Source organism: uncultured Bacteroides sp., assembly GCF_905207245.1.
In the GTDB taxonomy this organism is placed as follows: Bacteria; Bacteroidota; Bacteroidia; order Bacteroidales; family Bacteroidaceae; genus Bacteroides.
In genome coordinates this window covers 24,669-44,680 of record NZ_CAJLKP010000011.1, presented here as the reverse complement: position 1 = coordinate 44,680, position 20,012 = coordinate 24,669, and the positions used below count along the sequence as shown (strand labels likewise).

Below are 20,012 nucleotides of genomic sequence, written 5' to 3'. Positions count from 1 at the left end.
AATGTTTTTCTAATTTCTAATTGATTTCAGTTCTAATCAGCGTTTTATATCCAATAGTTCATTACCGTTTTTCACCGGATTCCATCCGTCGTTTCCGGCAAGTACGGTTTCTATTTCATAACCTTTGGTGTTTTTCAGTTGATGGGAGAAAGGTGCACGCGCTTTCGGATCGGCTCCTTCGCCCGTACTTTCATATTCAGCATAAAACACCGTCTTCTCAGCCTCTTTCTTCCCCCAATTATTCCAACCGGCAGGAACGATATGCTTACCTAAATTGCAACGGATAAAGACAGCCTGCGCATACGAACGCCAGGGACGTGAGAGATACACCTCCGTTACGCCCTCATCAGCCGTCAGCCGACAATCATAAAATACATAGCCATACTTCTGCCCCTGATCAGTAGAAGGCGCCGTCACATAACCACCTCTTTTGCTATGGATATGGCAACGGTTGAACACTGCCGTAGACCAACCGAAAATGAAATCCACCGTACCTTCTACGTAGCAATCTTCATAGTACTGACGACAATCTTTTCCATAAGTATAGAGCGTATCCTGGAAACCGAGGAAACGGCAGTTCTTGAAATAAACGCGATCAGCACTCACAAAACAGGCTACAGCCTGCCCTACCGGTCCGGAAGAATTTTCGAACGTGATATTCTCTACATAAAAATCGGGAGCATAAATATAACAGGAAGATGATCCGGAAGTCCCTTTTTCCTCACCGAAGCAATTCTTCTTCTGCGCATAATCGTCATAGGAAAGCACCGCTCCCTCTTGCCCAATCAGGGAAATATTGATCTTGCTTTCCGGAACTACGATTTTTTCTTTATACACACCTTTGCGAACCAGTATCGTAGTGCGCACATTCTTACGGAAATCAGGCACGGCATCAATAGCCTCCTGTACCGTAAAGAAATCTCCGCTTCCATCCTGTGCCACCACGAACTCATAGTGGCGAACATATTTCGCCAATTCCGGAACTTCTTTAACAATCGCATCTATAGCCAGACCAGCCACAACACGTCCACCATAAATATTCAGGTGCGTGTTATCTTCGCGACCTTTCGGTATGGCGGCAACCTGATTAGCAGATACCCACATGAATAATTTCTTAGACTCTACCGGACCCATGCCCTCCACAAGGTCATGAGTAACCTTATTCATATCCACAAATGCCACACCCAACTCTTTTGCCACATTTCGCGGAGAGTCCAAGTAAGCTCCGTGCGTATCAATCAATTTGTTTCCGTCTGCCGTACCGAAGTTACGACGCACAATGGAATTAAACAAAACCGGAATGCCACCTTTGGCACGCGTCTCGTTCACAAAGCGTTTCAGATTCTCATCAAAAGTGCTACCCGGTGCCGTGTATCGTTTTGGGTCCGACTTTTCATCATTGTGCCCGAACTGGATAAATACATAATCCCCCTTCTTCACCTGCGAAATCACCTTCTCCCATCGCCCTTCATCAATAAAGCTCTTGGAACTGCGTCCATTCACAGCATGGTTATCCACACGAATTTCCTCAGAAAGATATCCGGGTAGCATCTGTCCCCAGCCACGTTCGGGGTTCCCACCTGTCAGTGACTTATCAGCCATAGTGGAGTCACCAATCATAAAAATAGTAATCACAGGTTTGTCCGCTGTGAAAGCCGAGAGCAGAAAGAACAACCCCAGCAGTAATGTCAACTTATGTTTCATAGTTCATTATATATAAAATAGTATTATTATTTTCCGTGTGCAATATTACCTAAAACCAGAGGGTTTGAAGTGTAAAAAAAGTCGCAATCGGTAGAAAAATTAATATTAATCGTATATTTGCCAGCAAAATAACTAATTTGACTGGCAAAATGAGAAAGACAAGAAGTAGCACCTTCATTCTTGAAAAAGAAATTACCTGGGAACCCGCAGGCGAAGGAGTAGTGCGCCAAATCATGGGTTATGACGGACAAGTGATGCTTGTAAAAGTGAAATTCGAACAAGGTGCCGTTGGTACACCACACACCCATTACCATACACAAACCACCTACGTGGCAAGTGGAAAATTTGAGTTTACCGTGAACGGGGAAAAACAAATAGTAGAAACCGGAGACGGCATCTACATTGAACCGGATGCAGAACATGGCTGTGTATGCTTGGAAGCGGGCATTCTGATAGACTGTTTCAGTCCTATGAGAGCTGACTTCCTAAAGCGCTAATACCTTGTCAACAAGAAGTTAAGAGTTTGTCAACAAACTCTTAACTTCTTGTTGACAAATTCTTAACTCCTTGCAAGAGATTGATAATCATCATTTCACAGGTTTCCAATCGCTACACATTCTATAGATGTAGCTTAAATCACTATATTGGGCTGCTTCCTTTTTAGTCAACTGTTTCGCCCACTCCACACGACCGGTCGTTGAAGCACCTTCTCCCGTACTTCCGTACTCTGCATAGCGGGCTGTTTTTTCATTTTCCACATTCCCCCAGTTGTGCCACCCTTCGGGACAGATATGTTTTCCCATCTCACAATTAATGAATACGGTAGCGGCATATGGTCGCCAGGGACGCCCCAGGTATACTTTATTCACTCCCGGCTCGGCAGTCAGCCTGCAATTTCTAAAAACATAGCCCACTGCAATATCTTTGGGGGTGGAGGCTGCTGTCACATAAGAATTGGTTTTACTACGGATTTCACAATTCTCAAATAAGGCGGTAGAAGGACCGAAGATGAAATCGGTGGTTCCTTCAATGTAACAATCCACAAAATAAAGGCGTGTGCCTGCAACACCAGTATAAATGGTATCCTGATTTCCCAAAAGACGGCAATTTATAAATACCAGTTTGTCACCCTCCGTATGAAGTGCAACGGCTTGCCCCAGTCTGGGTGCATTATTTTCTATAGTCAGGTTCTTAAAAGTAATACTGTTGCCCTGTACTTTCACCGTATAAGTACGGAAAGTTCCCATCTTATTAATATTGGCATGGTCATCATAAGTGATAATGGTATTTTCCACACTTTCACCGATGAAATCCACATTCTGAATCCAAGACGGGACAATCACTTTCTCTTTATAAACGCCATTTTTTACCAGCACTGTTACTTTATAATCCATAAAAGCGCGGATGCCTTCCATTGCTTCTGTCAGCGTACGATAATCACCCGAACCGTCGCGGGCTACTACAATCGTATCTTTCCATTGGGTCTGTGCCGACAGTGGCGAAGGCAGACGCTCCCATTCCAGGCTTGCCATGATAAACGGACCTACTGCTTTGGGGTCGTTACTGCGGATTGTTTCATTAATATAATAGGTGTAGTCACCCATACGGTAGTCCTTACCACCCAAACCGGCAACAGCACAAGCTTTAGTAATGGTCACCACACCGTCTTTATCCACTTCGATAAAGTTATTGAGAATACCTTTATATCCTTTCAAAGCTACTTCCAGATAAGATTTATCAATATAGCCTTTACGCACAGCCTTGAACAAGGCATATACGAACATGGTAGAACAGGAAGACTCCAGATAGTTGCCCTCTTCACCGCTCTTATCCAGCACCTGATACCATAAACCTGTCTTCGGATCTTGTATACGTTTCACTTGGGCAGCAATGTTATTCAGGATAACCAGCATGGAATCACGTCCCGCCTCATGTTTCGGAATAAAATCCAGTGCATCTACAAATGCCATAGCATACCACCCCATAGCACGTCCCCAGCTATGTTGTGACTGTCCGGTAACGGGATCTGCCCAACGCTCCTTACGGCTTACATCACAGGCATGCCGATAAAGCCCGTTCTTCGGATCATACGTATGGCGTGCCACTGTTATGAACTGGTTCACAATATCCTTATAATCCTGCACACGGTTATTGCGGAAAGCATATTCAGCATAGAAAGGTGCTCCCATATAAAGACCATCCAACCACATCTGATTCGGGTATACTTTCTTATGCCAGAAACCGCCGTCCTCATTACGTGGATGGGTATCAAGCTGACTACGTAATAAGTCGATAGCTTTCTTATATTTCTCATCTTTCGTCTGTTCGTAGATGCGGAACAGGAATTTACCTGAATTCAAGCGGTCAATGTTATATTCATGCAATTTATAAGTTTCAATGCTTCCATCCTTGTGTATCATTGTGTCTGCATAAGCCAAGGCATAGTCGAACATTTTCTTGTCCCCATACGTATCATATACATCCAGCATGGCTTGTAATTCCAGTCCGTGACAATAATCCCATTTCAGTTTCGGTTGGAAATCCAACTGCCAGGATTCCGGGCAACGAATCATTTCCGATTCTACCATACGTACCGACCACGGTTGCTTATCGCTTACCTTCTGAGCGGCCAAATGGGTGGAGCAAATCAGTGCTCCCATAACAAAAGTTTTACAAAGCAGATTGTTCATCATTCTGTTCTTGTTTTTAGGTATATAGATTATTTTAAGTAATGTGACAAAGATAGCGGTTCTCCCCTAATCCGTTGTGTACTTTTCGACCGAAAAGGTGCATTATTTATTTTCGTCCTCCACAAGCTTAGTTTTTCGTGTACGAGAACAACCGTTTTCGTGCGCGATAACGAGTTTTTTTGCCATTTATTTGCATTTGGAACAAAAAATGCAGGAAAATAGACGAAATTTGTATTGATATACATCAAATAATGTGTATTTTTGGCCCCAGAAATAAGAATTAATAATTTTAAATCAACGTATCATGAGTTTAAATCAAAATGCAGTGGGAAAGATGACCAACTACAGATGGACCATCTGTGCCATGTTATTTTTTGCGACAACAGTAAACTACCTTGACCGTCAAGTGTTGTCATTGACGTGGGATGAATTTATCAAACCCGAATTCCACTGGGACGAATCACACTACGGAACAATCACTTCTGTCTTCTCTATTGTTTATGCAGTCTGCATGTTATTTGCCGGTCGCTTTATTGACTGGATGGGTACTAAAAAAGGGTTCCTCTGGGCTATTGGTGTATGGTCGGCAGGTGCTTGTCTTCATGCTCTTTGCGGTATTGTAACCGAGCATTTCGTAGGTTTGCACAGCGCAGCCGAACTAATGGGAGCTACAGGTGATGTAGTGGTAACAATTGCAACTATCAGTATGTACTGTTTCCTTGCTGCACGTTGCGTACTGGCACTCGGTGAGGCTGGTAACTTCCCCGCAGCTATCAAAGTAACTGCCGAATATTTCCCAAAGAAAGACCGCGCGTATGCTACTTCTATCTTTAATGCCGGTGCTTCTATCGGTGCTTTGGTTGCTCCGTTGACTATTCCTTTGCTTGCCAAAGCTTGGGGCTGGGAAATGGCTTTCATTGTAATTGGTGGTCTCGGATTTATCTGGATGGGATTCTGGGTATTTATGTATTCCAAACCTTCTGAAAGCAAGCACGTGAACAAAGCTGAGCTTGAATACATCGAACAGGATAAGCATGAAGAAGGTGCGGCTCCAGTTGTAGAAGAAAAGGATGAGAAAAAGATGAAATTCTGGCAATGTTTCAGCTATAAACAAACCTGGGCATTTGCTTTCGGTAAGTTCATGACTGACGGTGTATGGTGGTTCTTCCTATTCTGGACTCCTTCTTATCTGAATACACAATTTGGTATCAAAACTTCCGAAGGATTAGGTATCGCACTAATCTTTACTCTGTACGCCATCACAATGCTTTCAATCTATGGTGGTAAACTACCTACCATCATTATGAATAGAACCGGATTGAATCCCTATGCAGCGCGCATGCGTGCAATGTTGATTTTCGCATTCTTCCCGCTGGTAGTGTTATTAGCACAACCTTTGGGTACAATTTCACCTTGGTTGCCGGTTATCATGATTGGTATCGGTGGTGCAGCTCACCAATCCTGGTCTGCCAATATCTTCTCTACTGTAAGTGATATGTTCCCGAGAGCAGCAATTGCAAGTATCACTGGTATCGGTGGTATGGCTGGTGGTTTTGGTTCTATGATCCTCCAGAAAGTAGCAGGTAACTTGTTTGTATACTCATCCGGAAGTACGATAGTAGACGGAAAAGAAGTAGAAATGACTCATGACTTATTAGAGCAAGGTGCACAGTTCGTACGTCCCGCCATGGAATTCATGGGATTCTCCGGTAAACCTGCAGGATACTTCATTATCTTCTGTGTATGTGCGGTGGCTTACCTGATCGGTTGGGTTGTAATGAAGGCTTTGGTACCTAAGTACAAACCTATCACAATAGAATAATTCTCTATATTAAGGTATAAATAAAGCGCATGTAGTCTTACTTAAAAGATTTACATGCGCTTTTTATATTGAACTATAACAAGAAACTGCTTGTTCCCCTAAAATATCCTCCCGTGAAATAAGAAATTGACGATTCACACGAAAAAACAAGGATGGGTTGATGCACTCCGCAACTTCATCCAGTGTTTGTGGAAAGATATACTCTTTACCGTCAATCAGTACCACCTTCACTTTGCAGTCCTGAATATAGAACAGTAAAATCATATCTACCGAAACAGGTAACAGCTTATCTCCTTTTATAGGAATAAGAAAGTGTATTTTATAACTTTCCTGCTTTTTTAGAGAACGTATTAATTACAATAAGGAACTGTCGGGAGTATCTGAAACATGGAGACAATCCAGTTTCCGGAAAGCCTTTTCCATATCGCTTTTACCTATGGGCTTCAACAAATAGTCTACACTGTTTACTTCAAAAGTGCAGAGGGCATATTCATCATAAGCCGTAGTAAAGATGATAGGACAAGCTACATCTACATGGTCAAATATTTCAAAAGCGGAACCGTCTGCCAAATGAATATCCATAAAAAGTAAATCGGGCATGAGATGTTCAGCAAACCAATCCAGTGCTGCTACAATACTGTCAAGTACAGTTTCAACAACCGTTTCCGGCTTTACTTCCTGCAATAGAGCCTTCAGATTACGAACAGCGCCGTTTTCATCTTCTATGATAATCACTCTCATCAGGCATTTGGTATTAAAGGGATACGAACAATAAAATTATCACTTTCGGTGATTTGTATTTCTCGTTTATAGAGCAAATAATAACGTTTCATCAAGTTAGCCAGTCCGATGTCGGTTCCGCAAGAAGCGGTAAGCTTGGATTGCACGGGATTGGAAACAATCAATTCTTCTCCTTCGGCATATATACTGATATTCAGTGGACGGCGAACGCTTATTTCATTATGCTTCACCGCGTTTTCTATCAGCATCTGGATGGCCATAGGAGGTAGATAACAGTTTTCATACTGTTTATCGATATGGATATCAAAAGAAAGATTATCTTCATATCGCATCTTTAACAAGAACATATAGGCGGAAGCAAAAAACACTTCATTTATCACATCTATAGGCTTCATTCCCGGAAACAGGCTTTAGCTCTCGAACACATCGAAGAACGAAACCAGTTCCGGAAAATGAATCAGTGTTGCCACAGAAATGAAAACAATAAGGATAAATCAAAGTATATCTCTTTTTCATTCTTGTTGTTTAGTTGCAAAGATAGGATTTATTGCTCAGCCTCAGCCGCCTGCTTTAGAATTCTTGCCGTGATATACATCTCGGGACGGAATTGGCTGTTCACAGTATCAACTTTTGCATAAACCTCGACAGAGCGGGTGTCTTCATCCACTTTCTGGCCAATGGTTATCAGCGTAGCTTTGAAAACACTCTTTCCCATGCCGTTGAAGCGAAACAGCACCTTAAATGTACTTCTTGCCATACTCGTCTTTTTTAAGTGCAAAACTAATTATCAACGAGTTGCACCTTGATAAGACTACCGAAGCAACAAACTACCATTTACGACACCATGTGTTAAAAATCACCTTTCACAGGGTAACGATTAGAAAACCTAACTGCTTCATAAATCCGCTTTCCTTTGCACTATCTCATTTTTTCGTCTGTCCTCTTTTGTCTTCACAAACGCCTTATTAACAAGCATTCCGAAGTTTTTTTCCCTTTTCATTAGCCTTTTTCAGAGATTTTATGTAACTTTGTCTTCCGCGAACATAATAGTAGTAGTTGTTTAAATGTTATAATCGAGCACTATAAATTTAACACTTTTATTACTATGTTTCTATTTTTCAATAATATATTTATCATCCTTATGTCTAACTCACGTTGAATAGGAACATTTCACCTTAAATGTAAATGAGAATAACAAACAGCCATATTCAATACCTAGGAAGTAGTCCTCTAGATGAAAAATGGGGATTAACAGTTACAACTGTAGGATATCAGCGTATTCCAGCCCACAGTATCTATCCATCCAACCAACAACATCCACAAGGATATGTATTCAACCCACAAAAAGGACGTATACTTTCAGAATATCAGCTGATATATATATCCGAAGGTTCCGGATACTTTGAATCAGCTTCCTGCAAAAAACAAAAGATCAAGGCCGGCACCATGCTATTAATTTTTCCGGATGAATGGCACACATACTATCCGGAAGAAAAAGGTTGGTATGAACATTGGGTGGGTTTCAAAGGTAATATGATTGAGAACTGGATCGCCAATAAATTCTTTTACAAAGAAAAACCAGTTTTTGAGTTAGGAATTAGTTCCATCATTATTGGCTTGTATGAAGATATAGATGCGCATGCATCCAAAGAAGATGCCGGATACCAACAACTCATTTCCAGTATTGTCTTATATTTAATGGGTGAGATTTATTTCAAGGATAATAACTCTGCTTTCAAAGAATCTACAACTGTCAGAAAGATTAATGAAGCCAAAGCTCTTATGAAAAGGAATATCAGTAATCCCATATCCGCAGAAGAGATTGCTAAACAGTTAAACGTTAGTTATTCATGGTTACGAAGTAGGTTTAAAGCCTATACAGGAATTTCCCCCACACAATATTATCTGAATTTACGTTATATAAAAGCGAAAGAAATGCTCTGTACAACCCATATGAGCATTTCAGACATTGCCTTCGCACTGAATTTTGAGACAGTGTCGCAATTCTCCTCATTTTTTGCTAAAAAAGAAGGCATTTCTCCCAGTACCTTCAAAAAGAAATATCACTTAGACTAAAATCCATCCAACAAACCAAATGTCGAGTGAAATGGATCACCCGAAGTTTCCGGTGCATGCGTTAAAATCATATTCTCCAATAATTAAATTTCAGGCGAATAACTTGCACAGCCTAAAAATAAAGAATGCTGTATCTCTGACTCCCCTGAGTTGTGCCCTGAACATATTGCATTGAACGATTCTGCAGCTGCATTGGTAGCCCTTCTTCGGAAGTAGTTTAGTATAGTAATGTAGTTGTTCTTGAAAGTTCTTATATCAATATTAAAGGACTCCCTTTTCATTCCCAATACTTTCTCATACCACTTGGCTAGATGTACTCCTTGCTTGTGTTTAGATTATCTAAGATTAAATAAGTTTCTGAGTTCTGTCATGAGTTCATAAGCGTGTTCCAACACGGGAAAATGATCAAAGAGTATCCGTATCCGCCGGGATTGCTCCGGCTTCCATTTGTTGGAGGGCATCATCAGGACATACTTGGTACGTGCAAGTATTTGAGGCATAGTTTCTCCGTTATATTTTTAAGGAATAAAGTCATGTCCGCATTCATCACAAAATTCTGTAATATCTGCACTACGAACTCCCTCTATGATGGCTACAAGAGCACCTTTCTTGCCATGAGCATCCTTATTAGTGACAATAGCAAACACCTCGTTACAACTAAAGGAAGTTTTGTCGATACTCAAATAAGGACCGCAATTCTTAGGGAAGACAACGTAGCAGATGCCGCTACTTTCAAGCAAAAACATACCACTCTACTGGCTATAACCACTAAGGGTATATTTGTATAGACGGAAAAGGGTATCACCGTTGACACCATACAAATGACCAATGGTATTTATGCTCAGAGGCTCAATCTTCTCCTTTTAAAAAAGAAACCAAATCGGCGATAATAGGGTACCACCTTCTTGGCAGTAGTCAATATCATAACTGAAAATTTCACCCATGTCTTTATCGAGCCATTTGCATTTGCGCATGTGAAGAAACAGGGGAACACCATGGGGAATTCTGACGAATCTCATCAAGCCATACGTGAAAAGAACCCGAAAGTTTCTCTACTTTAAATATATTGAATACGCCCTTCAAACCCGAAGGGAGAAATTCCCAAAGCATATTTTCTGTTGTCATGCCGCAAAGTAACAATTTTATCAACAGGAGACATGCACCGGAAATTTCGGGTGATCCATAAAAGTTAATATTTTAGAAATGACAATCTTACGTTATGAAGTGAAAATACCTGTCATCAGAAAAATGTGTCATTTTTAATATATTTCAAGTCAATAAATACAAATGAAATTGATTTAAAAAAGGCAAATTTGCAAATAGATTATAGACAATATAAAAATGAGATAAATATGGAAGATAAAACGGTTTATGCAGGACTGGTTGGAGTAGGGTTGAATACGTATTGGGCACAGTTCCCCGGACTATATGAACGTTTGTGTGGCTATCAAAAGCAAATAGCAAAGCAATTGGAACAGGAACATGTTTGTATTGTGGATGGTGGAATGGTGGATGAGCCCGAAAAAGCAATAGCTATTGTCAATGAGTTGAGACGGAAGTCCATTGATGTATTGTTAGTATATATTTCAACGTATGCCCTTTCATCTACGGTTTTGCCTTTAGTACAACGATTAAAGATTCCTGTACTATTATTGAATATACAACCGACGTCTTGTATTGATTATGCTTATCTGAATAGTTTAGGCGATAGAGGTTTGATGACCGGCGAATGGCTGGCAAATTGCCAGGCTTGTTCAATCCCTGAGGTTTCGAATGTATTCAACCGTTCCGGTATTCATTATGAAATCATTACGGGTTATTGGGATGAGGCATACGTTTGGACGGAATTAAGGGAATGGTTGGAGGCGGCTGTTGCCAAGAAAGGAATGCAAAATAATCGGATGGGCGTATTAGGACATTATTATGGTGGTATGCTAGATGTTTATTCTGATTTGACTTTACAGTCTTCTACATTTGGGACTCATATCGAGTTGCTGGAAATGTGTGAGCTAAAAGCTTATCGAGATGCCATTACTTCGGATGAAGTGAAACAGAAATTAGCAGAGTTCCGGGAGCGTTTTGATGTGGTTAGTGAGTGTGAAGAAAGTGAGTTGGTCCGGACAGCCAGGACATCTGTTGCCTTAGATAAATTGGTTGAAGTACATCATTTAGGTTCAATGGCATATTATTATGAAGGCTTTGCCGGGAATGATTATGAGAATATTGTCACTTCGGTTATTGCTGGTAATACTTTATTGACAGGGAAAGCTATTCCAGTTGCGGGAGAATGTGAGATTAAGAACGTGCAAGCCATGAAGATTATGTCTCTATTGAATGCCGGAGGTTCATTTTCAGAATTATATGCCCTCGATTTTAAGGAAGATGTAGTTCTGTTAGGGCACGACGGACCTGCTCATTTCACCATGGCGGAAGGACGGGTCAAACTGGTTCCTCTTCCGATCTATCATGGAAAGCCTGGTAAGGGTTTGTCTATTCAAATGACGGTTCGGCATGGAGCCGTTACATTATTGTCGGTTTGTGAAGGGAAAGACGGATTGTTTCTGTTGGTCGCAGAAGGCGAATCCGTTCCTGGCCCTATTTTGCAAATTGGAAATACCAACAGTCGGTATCGCTTTGCTTGTGGTGTCCGTTCATTTATAAATAATTGGAGTAAAGCTGGTCCTTCACATCATTGTGCTATCGGAATCGGACATGTTGCCAGTAAGATAAAGAAATTGGCAAGTCTATTGAATATCTCTTGTGTAGAAGTGAAATAAAAAAGTAAAACCGAAACGTATGAATTTGTTAAAATATACTTTGCTTGCTACCGGTTTGTTCCTATCAGGTATAAATCATTGGGTAAGTGCCGAGGAACTGAAAGAAATGAAACGTATGTTTGTCTCTCCTCCAGAATCGGCAAGGCCAGGCGTTTATTGGTATTTTATGGATGGAAACCTTTCCAAAGAAGGTATGACTAAAGATTTAGAGTCTATGAAACAAGCAGGAATCGGGTCTGTAGTCTTTTTGGAAGTCAATGACGGCATACCTCGTGGTAACGTGGATTTCTTAAGTCCGGAATGGAAAGACTGCTTTAAACATGCAGTCAAGGAATGTGAACGCTTGGGGATTAGTATGATTTTGGGAATCGGACCGGGCTGGACAGGCAGTGGTGGTCCATGGGTAAAAGGCGAAGAATCAATGCGACATCTGGTTTCTTCTGTTACCAGAGTAACCGGTGGCAGTAAGCAGACAATCGCTTTAAAGAAACCTTTGCCTAAACATCCTTTTTTTGGTGAAGGGAAGTTTACACTGGAATTGAAAAAAAGATGGCTCGATTATTATGAAGATGTGGCTGTTTTGGCTTTTCCGGCAACAAACAGTAAGGTCTCTATTAAGGATATAGAGGAAAAAGCCCTGTATTATCGGGGCCCTTATAGTTCTGTTCCGGGTGTAAAACAGTTTATTCCGCGAGAGGAACAAGATAAACTGTTGGAACCGGGTGATGCTGTTTCTGTAGATCAGATTATTGATTTGACTTCTTTATTGAAGGATGAATCGGTTATTTGGGATGTTCCTTCTGGAGAATGGATGATTATGCGTTTTGGGATACGTAATAATGGAGCTGTCACTCGCCCTGCACCTCTTCCAGGCGTTGGTTTCGAGTGCGATAAGACGGATACGACAGCGTTGATGGCGCATTTACGTACGTTTACAGGAGCTTTATTTGATTTTATAGGCGAAAGAGATACAACTTTGACTGGAGGTATTAAAATTTTGCACATGGATAGTTGGGAAATGGGAACCCAAAATTGGAGTCCTCGGTTAAGAGAAGAATTCAAGAAGCGCAGAGGGTATGATTCACAACCTTATTTTCCGGTTTATGCGGGGGTAGTTGTAGGCGATAAAAACATCAGTGAACGTTTTCTTTGGGATTTACGTCAAACTATGCAGGAATTAATGTTGGAAAATCATTCCTTGTTTGTCAAAGCTTATGCTCATCAGCATGGTATGCAACTCTCCATAGAACCGTATGATATGAATCCTATGCAGGATTTGGAGTTGGGAGCTTCTGCGGATATTCCGATGTGTGAGTTTTGGAGTCCGGGAGGTTATAATACATCGTTCAGTGCCATTGAAGGAAGTTCGCTGGCGAATATCAAAGGGCAACGTGTGGTCCCTTCGGAAGCTTTTACGGCGTCTGGTGATGGTTGGCGTCAACATCCCGCTTCTATGAAGAACCAAACAGACTGGGCTTTTGCGGCGGGTATTAATCGATTGACTTATCATACATTTCAGCATCAAGCATTACCGGATAGCTTACGTCCGGGAATGACTATGGGAAAGCATGGAGTGCATTGGGACCGTAATCAGACGTGGTGGCCATATGTGGATGCTTATCATACCTATGTGACTCGTTGCCAGTATCTGTTACAAAAAGGACAAACAGTTGCAGATATACTTTATTTGGCACCTGAAGAGGCCCCTTTTGTTTTTCGGGCTCCGAAATCGGCCTTGACAGGTGATTTTATGGTAGATAAACGGGAATATAATTTTGATGCCTGTCCTCCAAGTCTGCTTTATTCTGCTTTTGTGGAAGATGGAAAAATAAAATTCCCTTCAGGGATGGAATATCGTTTGTTGGTATTACCTACGTTTAAGACGATGACTTTGGATTTGCTGAAAAAGATAGAAGCACTGGTGAAAGAAGGAGCTGTTGTGATTGGGCTTCCTCCTTCTCAGACACCGGGTTTAACAGATTATCCGAATTGTGACCGGAAATTGCAGCAGACAGCAGAAAATCTTTGGGGCGGAAATAAAATGCCGGAAGGATTGGTGTTCCATACTTTGGGTAAAGGTCGTATTGCTTGGGGAACAGATATCCAAAATCATCTGGATAACTTGTATCCTGATTTTGATTTGACTTCAAAGGTGTTGAGAGAGATGCAAGTACCGATTGATTTTATGTCTGATCAAGGAATGGTTCGATATATTCATAAGCAGATGGATGATGTGGATTATTTCTTTGTCTCCAACCGGATGGATAAAGACATGTCGGTGTATGCTCATTTTCGTTCATTCGGTAAACAACCTTATTTATGGGATCCTGTAACCGGAAAGATTTCCTTGATACCGGTTTCGAAAGATAACGGGAAACAGACTTCTATGGAATTATCGTTTGCATCTTATCAGAGTTATTTCGTTTTCTTTTCTGGGAAACGGTTATCACCTTCTTCTGCATCAACGAATATAAAAGGGGAGAGAGTGTTGATGTCATTACAAGGTTCTTGGTCTGTTTCGTTTGATCCGAAGTGGGGCGGACCGAAGCAGATCGAATTTCCGACCTTGCAAGATTGGTCTAAACAGTTAGATTCGGGAATTAAATATTATTCAGGAACTGCTGTTTATACGAAATGTTTTAATTATGAAGATGTTTTGTCGAGTTCTTTATTTTTGGATTTAGGACTTGTGAAGAATATTGCCCGGATTTGGTTGAATGGAAAAGATTTAGGAACAATCTGGACATCTCCTTGGCGGGTTGATATTACTCATGCCTTAAAATCGGGTAAAAATGAGTTGAAAATTGAAGTGACCAATTTATGGGTAAATCGATTGATCGGGGATGAACAAAAGGAAAATGATGGTATTGTTAACAGGCAATGGCCGAGATGGTTATTGAAAGGAGAAAAACGTCCGAGTAATCGTTATACATTCACTACATTCTCTCATTACAAGAAAGATTCACCTCTGTTAGAGTCTGGTTTATTAGGTCCAGTACATATCATTCAAGTATTGGAATGAAATGATTGGATTATTGTTTCAAAACCAACGAGCCCCCAAATAATTCTCATTACTTTTTCGATTCTCGTTGGTTTTAAATCCGACTTCCGTAAATAGGTTTCTAACCGAAGGTGTATTTGAAAAGAAAGTATCTATATTTTATTCAATAGTCCATTAAAAAGAAAGTGTGCTGAGAGTATATCATAAAAAATGGTATAATTATAATCAATGAAAAAAACATTAACTTTAAATTATAGAATCATGGAAACATAGTAAATGAATCGGTAAATTACTCAAGATAAGAGTAAAGCCAGCTTTTAAAAAGAAAAGCAACGTGTGAGTATAATATTAAAACAAGAATCTTAATCGCATCTTATAACTTATGAAAAACAAGAATTTGCTAATTGATTTTGAGCATATATGCTTGATGAAATACATTTTTAAGTGGCGTTCTACTTTGCTACTCTTGTGCTTGCTGTTATTTGCTAACACATGGGGGTATTCTCGAACGGAGTTAGTTAATCTTAATCTGAAAAATGCAACCGTAAAAGAATCAACAAAAGATAAGATTACAGGTAAAGTTGTAGATACAAAAGGTGAACCTGTAGTTGGTGCCACAGTAAAGGAAAAAGGGACACCCAATGGTACTATTACAGATATTGAGGGTAAGTTTTCAATAGAAGTAGAGGCGAACTCTTTACTAGAAATATCATATATAGGGTATAAAACTCTGACCGCAAAAGCAGTAGCGGGAAAATCGCTAACCCTTACACTAACAGAAGATACGGAAATGTTGGATGAGGTAGTTGTTGTTGGATATGGTATACAAAAGCGTAGAGATGTAACAGGCTCCGTCACTTCCATACGAACAGAGCAATTAAAAGACATGCCTCAAACAAATATAAGTCAGGCATTGCAAGGAAAAATACCCGGATTAAAAATTACTAATACTTCCTCATCGGCCAATGGGGCAGGGACTACAATTCAAGTTAGAGGACAAAATTCCATCAGCGCAAATTCTGAACCGTTAATTATATTAGACGGCGTCCCCTATTCAGACCCTTTGTCAGAAATAAATCCAAACGATATTGAATCTATTGAAGTGTTAAAAGACGCTTCTTCGGCAGCCATATATGGCGCAAGAGCAGCAAGTGGAGTTTTACTAATCACTACCAAAAGAGGTGAAGCGGGTAAAGTGCAAGTTGGATATGACGGATATTTTGGTATGGATAAGATGTATATGCCCTTTGACTTGATGAATGCCCAACAATTTTATGACTTAAAAAAAGAGAGATATGGATTACAGCATTTTTATCCTAGTCAAATTGAAAATTATGAAAAAGGCATTGATACAGATTGGCTTGATCTGGCTATGCAATTAGGGCAAAGACATCAACATAACATTTCTGTATCAGGGGGATCTGAAGCTACCAGATATTATTTTGCCGGTTCTTTAGGAAAAGTGAAGGGTATTGCCATAAACGATAATTTTGACCGTTACACATTTAGAATAAACTTGGATAGTAAAATTAACTCATGGTTAAGGATCGGTACTAACACGCAATTGGGTTATTATCGTGCAAAGGGGGAAAAAGCAAACATTCAAGAAACCTTAAAAATGAATCCATTGGCAACTCCTTACAATGAGGATGGTTCTATAAATTTTCACCCTATATCTGAGGTTACCAACGTTACTAATCCTTTGGATTATCTCAATTTCCAAAAGGAAGTTGTAACGAGATCTGTTATAACAAATAATTATATTGAAATAACGCCTTCTTTTATAAAAGGACTGGCTTACAAATTGAATGCTGCTTATAATTTCAGAAACAGTATAACTGAGGGTTATAGAGGAAGAAATACTTTAGCTGGTATTAAAGTTAATGGACGTGGGTCTAATTCTAATACTTATAAGGAAGGGTGGCTTATAGAGAATATCATTAATTACAAGCGCAGCTTTGGATTAAACAATTTTGATTTAACAGCTCTTTACGGTGCAGAAAGAACGACAAATAAAAATCATTCTATAGATGGAACCGGATTCCCAAGTGACCTTCTTACATATTATCAACAAAAGTTAGCCACAGCTTGGTCGCCTTCCGATTCATATAGTCAAGTATCATCCATTTCTCAAATGTTTAGGTTGAACTATAACTATAATAGTAAATATCTGTTTACATTCACACTCCGTAGAGATGGATTTTCCGCCTTTGGTTCCGATTCTAAATTCGGTTTGTTTCCTTCTTTTGCGTTTGGATGGAATATGGATCAAGAGAAGTTTATTAAGAAGATCCAATGGTTAGATCAATTGAAATTGCGCTTTTCTTATGGTCATAACGGTAATCAGGCAATAGGCGCATATTCTTCACTTGCCGGAATGGCTAATCAAAACTACTTGGACGACGAAAAAAATACATTAATAGGATATTATCCTAGCAAATTAGCGGATCCAACCTTGAGTTGGGAAACTACAAAATCATTTAATATAGGATTTGATTTTTCTATTTTTAAAGGTAGATTAATTGGTACTTTTGATACTTTTTTCTCTAGGACATCGGATCTATTATTAAATAAAGTCATTCCGCAAATTAATGGAGCTAACAGTATCAGGCAAAATATTGGTAAAACCAAGAATAGGGGCGTTGAGTTCTCATTGTCATCTGATAATATAAAAAATAGAAATTTCTCTTGGACAACAGATCTTAACATTTCTCATTCAAAAAATAAAATTGTAGATGTTGGTCTTTACGAAAGTAATGGAAATCCGATGGATAATCTTGGAAATTCCTGGTTTATAGGAAAACCTATCAATGTATGGTATGGTTATGTCTTTGATGGAATTTGGCAAGAAACTGACGACATACAAAATTCGCACATGCCAACAGCAAAGCCCGGAGATGTAAAGGTAAAAGATGTCGATGGTAATGGAACTCTTACTCCAGAAGACAGACAAATCGTAGGTTATAAAGATCCAAAATGGTTTGGTGGGTTAACAAATACGTTTAAATACAAGAATTTATCATTAAGTTTTTTAATTACTACCGTACAGGGAATTACCAGAAAAACCGATTTTTTAAACACATACTTTGATGGTCAAAGTAATACTAGATACAGAGAATGGTGGACAAATGATAATCCAATAAATACCTATCCGGCTAATAGAAGTGATTCAAACCCCTATGGAATTATGTTTTATGGTGATGTGAACGATGCGAGCTATTGGAGATTAAATGACATCACATTGTCATATAAGTTGCCACAGAATCTTGTTCAAAAAGTGGGCATGAGGAATCTTGAATTGTATTTTAATGCTAAAAACACAGTGACTATAACCAGTTTTGTAGGTCTTGATCCTGAGTTATCTGCAGATTATGGAATACCAGCTACTCGAGCTTATATATTTGGATTACGCTTTAATTTATAAATACTGAATGACATGAAAAAAATAAGCTTTATAATTTTATCATTCATCACTATACTTACGGGATGTAATGAAGACAATTTTTTGAAAGAAAGTCCGAAAGATCAAGTTTTTGCAGATGAACTTTTCACAACTTATACCGGCTTTCAAATGGCTAAAAACGCATTACTTGAGTTCCCAAGGCAGGAAAGGCAAGACAAAATCCAATCTGCGGAATTAGGATTTGTATGGAAAGTGGGAACAGATGTGGCATGGGCAAATGCTAACTTGAGTTGGTTGAGTGGCTTAAACATATACGACCCGCTACTTATTAATTCAGAAATGCAAATCTTGAACGGTGACCAATTTGGCAATTCCGGCTTATTCTTAATTCTATATAGTGCTATAAATAGTGCCAACACGGTAATCAGCAGAGCGGAAAATTCAAATGTAAACTGGGAAGGAAGTTCGGAGGAAGAAAATTTGGCTAGGAAAAATGAGATAATTGCACATGCTAAATTGATTCGTGCATGGGCTTACCGGCATCTAGTTCTCACTTTTGGTGATGTCCCTTTATCACTAGATGAAATAACAGGAGGCAATTATAGAGACGATTGGGAAAGAACTCCTGTATCTGTTGTTCAAGAGCAAATGGAAAAAGATTTGCTCTTCGCCGAGCAATACCTTCCCGATAATGCACAGGATGTCAGCCGCTTATCGAAAGTGATTGCACAACATTATCTTACAGAATTATATTTATGGCAAAATAGGAATGAAGAAGCTAAAGATAAAGCTATGAGTGTAATCAAAAATACTAATTTTGCACTGATCAAGAATCGATTCGGTGTAAAAAAAGACGAACCCGGTTGTCCTTTTATGGATCAATTTTATAATGGAAATGTTTTGCCTTCACAAGGAAACACAGAAACTTTATGGGCTTTCCCTAATTCAGAGGTGCAGAGTTTGAAGGGGCAATATGCCAATACAATGAAGGCCACTTGGGGTGGTGATTATTCTAAATTAGGAATTCCGTACTGCTTTGAATACGGAGGTCGTGCATTAGGAAGAGTATCAATAACAGCATGGGTCTTTACACTTTACGAATCCGATGATGATCGCGGCTCTGAATATGCTATACGACGATCATATAAAAAATCGGATGGAACAATTATATACACACAGACAGATCCTAAGTATATGACAGCAAACAATCAACAGTGGGCAACTACTCGCAAATGGGAGTGGTCTTTCAAAGAAGAAGTGAAATGGGGAGAGAAAATATCTTATGCCGACCAAGCATATCTCCGTTTAGCAGACACTTATTTGCTTTTGGCAGAAGCATTGCATAAATGTGGAAATAACAGCACAACGGATGGCGCTGCGTTTTATATAAATGAAGTACGTAAAAGGGCAAATGCTTCAGTAATCACCGCTGGGGATGTTACGTTAGATTTCATTTTAGATGAACGTGCGCGAGAATTAGTAACAGAAGAGCTTAGAAGAGAAACGTTAGTTCGAACTAATAAATTAGTAGAAAGAACAAGAAAATATAATCACATTGCTTCTGGTGAAAGGGATGGTGGTTTGGGTATCCAAGATTTTCACGTACTCTTGCCTATTCCACAAAAAGTAATCGATGCTAATTCTTCATCAAAAATGGAACAAAACGAGGGGTATAACTAAACACCATTGATAGAATACCACTTATGAAGATATATTCTATTGGTATATCTTCAAGTGGTATTCATTATTATTGTTTACAAATACGCTTTTCCCCACTTAAAAAAAGCGAGGAATTTCA

Annotated in this window: 10 protein-coding genes and 4 pseudogenes; 7 read left to right on the top strand and 7 right to left on the bottom strand. The window is 39.5% G+C overall.

Features of this window, described 5'->3' with window-relative positions:
• Positions 1–36: 36 nt before the first annotated feature.
• Positions 37–1,704 (bottom strand): pectinesterase family protein, encoded by a 1,668-nt coding sequence (locus QZ135_RS05580; protein WP_294606621.1) that lies wholly within the window; start codon positions 1,702–1,704, stop codon positions 37–39.
• A 149-nt stretch (positions 1,705–1,853) separates the two neighbouring features.
• Here QZ135_RS05580 and QZ135_RS05575 point away from each other — a divergent pair, with 149 nt between their 5' ends.
• Complete coding sequence (locus QZ135_RS05575) at positions 1,854–2,201, top strand: cupin domain-containing protein (RefSeq protein WP_294606620.1); 348 nt, start codon at positions 1,854–1,856, stop codon at positions 2,199–2,201.
• A gap of 90 nt (positions 2,202–2,291) precedes the next feature.
• On the opposite strand, the gene QZ135_RS05570 is transcribed toward QZ135_RS05575, so the two are convergent.
• The gene (locus QZ135_RS05570) at positions 2,292–4,397 is read right to left on the bottom strand and encodes a pectinesterase family protein (RefSeq protein ID WP_294606618.1); all 2,106 of its coding nucleotides are present in this window, start codon (positions 4,395–4,397) and stop codon (positions 2,292–2,294) included.
• 301 nt (positions 4,398–4,698) lie between these two features.
• Here QZ135_RS05570 and QZ135_RS05565 point away from each other — a divergent pair, with 301 nt between their 5' ends.
• Positions 4,699–6,216, top strand: a complete 1,518-nt coding sequence (locus QZ135_RS05565) for an MFS transporter (RefSeq protein ID WP_294606616.1) — start codon at positions 4,699–4,701, stop codon at positions 6,214–6,216.
• A 102-nt stretch (positions 6,217–6,318) separates the two neighbouring features.
• Here the strand turns inward: QZ135_RS05565 and QZ135_RS05560 are convergent.
• From QZ135_RS05560 to QZ135_RS05550, 3 pseudogenes are all read right to left on the bottom strand, one after another.
• Positions 6,319–6,957: pseudogene (locus QZ135_RS05560) on the bottom strand (LytTR family DNA-binding domain-containing protein); the annotation flags it as partial.
• A pseudogene (locus tag QZ135_RS05555) lies at positions 6,957–7,328 on the bottom strand (histidine kinase); the annotation flags it as partial. The pseudogenes QZ135_RS05560 and QZ135_RS05555, both read right to left, overlap by 1 nt.
• Before the next feature lie 173 nt (positions 7,329–7,501).
• A pseudogene (locus QZ135_RS05550) lies at positions 7,502–7,687 on the bottom strand (efflux RND transporter periplasmic adaptor subunit); the annotation flags it as partial.
• A 455-nt stretch (positions 7,688–8,142) separates the two neighbouring features.
• On the opposite strand from QZ135_RS05550, the gene QZ135_RS05545 reads away from it, so the two are divergent.
• Positions 8,143–9,033: an AraC family transcriptional regulator gene (locus QZ135_RS05545; protein WP_294606614.1), complete on the top strand. Its 891-nt coding sequence runs from the start codon at positions 8,143–8,145 to the stop codon at positions 9,031–9,033.
• Between the two features lie 83 nt (positions 9,034–9,116).
• Here the strand turns inward: QZ135_RS05545 and QZ135_RS05540 are convergent.
• Positions 9,117–9,494: pseudogene (locus QZ135_RS05540) on the bottom strand (transposase).
• A gap of 57 nt (positions 9,495–9,551) precedes the next feature.
• Entirely contained in the window at positions 9,552–9,779 is a 228-nt protein-coding gene (locus QZ135_RS05535) for a hypothetical protein (protein ID WP_294606612.1), read from the bottom strand.
• Positions 9,780–10,385: 606 nt separating this feature from the next.
• Here QZ135_RS05535 and QZ135_RS05530 point away from each other — a divergent pair.
• The 4 genes from QZ135_RS05530 to QZ135_RS05515 all read left to right on the top strand — a co-directional run bounded on the left by QZ135_RS05530 (position 10,386) and on the right by QZ135_RS05515 (position 19,894).
• On the top strand, positions 10,386–11,810 hold the full coding sequence (locus tag QZ135_RS05530) for an L-fucose/L-arabinose isomerase family protein (protein ID WP_294606610.1): 1,425 nt from the start codon (positions 10,386–10,388) through the stop codon (positions 11,808–11,810).
• Positions 11,811–11,829: 19 nt separating this feature from the next.
• Entirely contained in the window at positions 11,830–14,832 is a 3,003-nt protein-coding gene (locus tag QZ135_RS05525; RefSeq protein WP_294606608.1) for a glycosyl hydrolase, read from the top strand.
• A gap of 361 nt (positions 14,833–15,193) precedes the next feature.
• Complete coding sequence (locus QZ135_RS05520; RefSeq protein WP_294606606.1) at positions 15,194–18,235, top strand: TonB-dependent receptor; 3,042 nt, start codon at positions 15,194–15,196, stop codon at positions 18,233–18,235.
• 12 nt (positions 18,236–18,247) lie between these two features.
• Positions 18,248–19,894, top strand: coding sequence for a RagB/SusD family nutrient uptake outer membrane protein (locus tag QZ135_RS05515; RefSeq protein ID WP_294606604.1), 1,647 nt, complete (start codon positions 18,248–18,250; stop codon positions 19,892–19,894).
• The last annotated feature ends 118 nt before the right edge of the window (positions 19,895–20,012 follow it).

Bases quoted from the DNA above. Each gene is read 5' to 3' on its own strand.
- QZ135_RS05580 (WP_294606621.1), bottom strand. From the start codon at position 1,704: ATGAAACATAAGTTGACATTACTGCTGGGGTTGTTCTTTCTGCTCTCG.
- QZ135_RS05575 (WP_294606620.1), top strand. From the start codon at position 1,854: ATGAGAAAGACAAGAAGTAGCACCTTCATTCTTGAAAAAGAAATTACC.
- QZ135_RS05570 (WP_294606618.1), bottom strand. From the start codon at position 4,397: ATGATGAACAATCTGCTTTGTAAAACTTTTGTTATGGGAGCACTGATT.
- QZ135_RS05565 (WP_294606616.1), top strand. From the start codon at position 4,699: ATGAGTTTAAATCAAAATGCAGTGGGAAAGATGACCAACTACAGATGG.
- QZ135_RS05545 (WP_294606614.1), top strand. From the start codon at position 8,143: ATGAGAATAACAAACAGCCATATTCAATACCTAGGAAGTAGTCCTCTA.
- QZ135_RS05535 (WP_294606612.1), bottom strand. From the start codon at position 9,779: ATGTTTTTGCTTGAAAGTAGCGGCATCTGCTACGTTGTCTTCCCTAAG.
- QZ135_RS05530 (WP_294606610.1), top strand. From the start codon at position 10,386: ATGGAAGATAAAACGGTTTATGCAGGACTGGTTGGAGTAGGGTTGAAT.
- QZ135_RS05525 (WP_294606608.1), top strand. From the start codon at position 11,830: ATGAATTTGTTAAAATATACTTTGCTTGCTACCGGTTTGTTCCTATCA.
- QZ135_RS05520 (WP_294606606.1), top strand. From the start codon at position 15,194: ATGAAAAACAAGAATTTGCTAATTGATTTTGAGCATATATGCTTGATG.
- QZ135_RS05515 (WP_294606604.1), top strand. From the start codon at position 18,248: ATGAAAAAAATAAGCTTTATAATTTTATCATTCATCACTATACTTACG.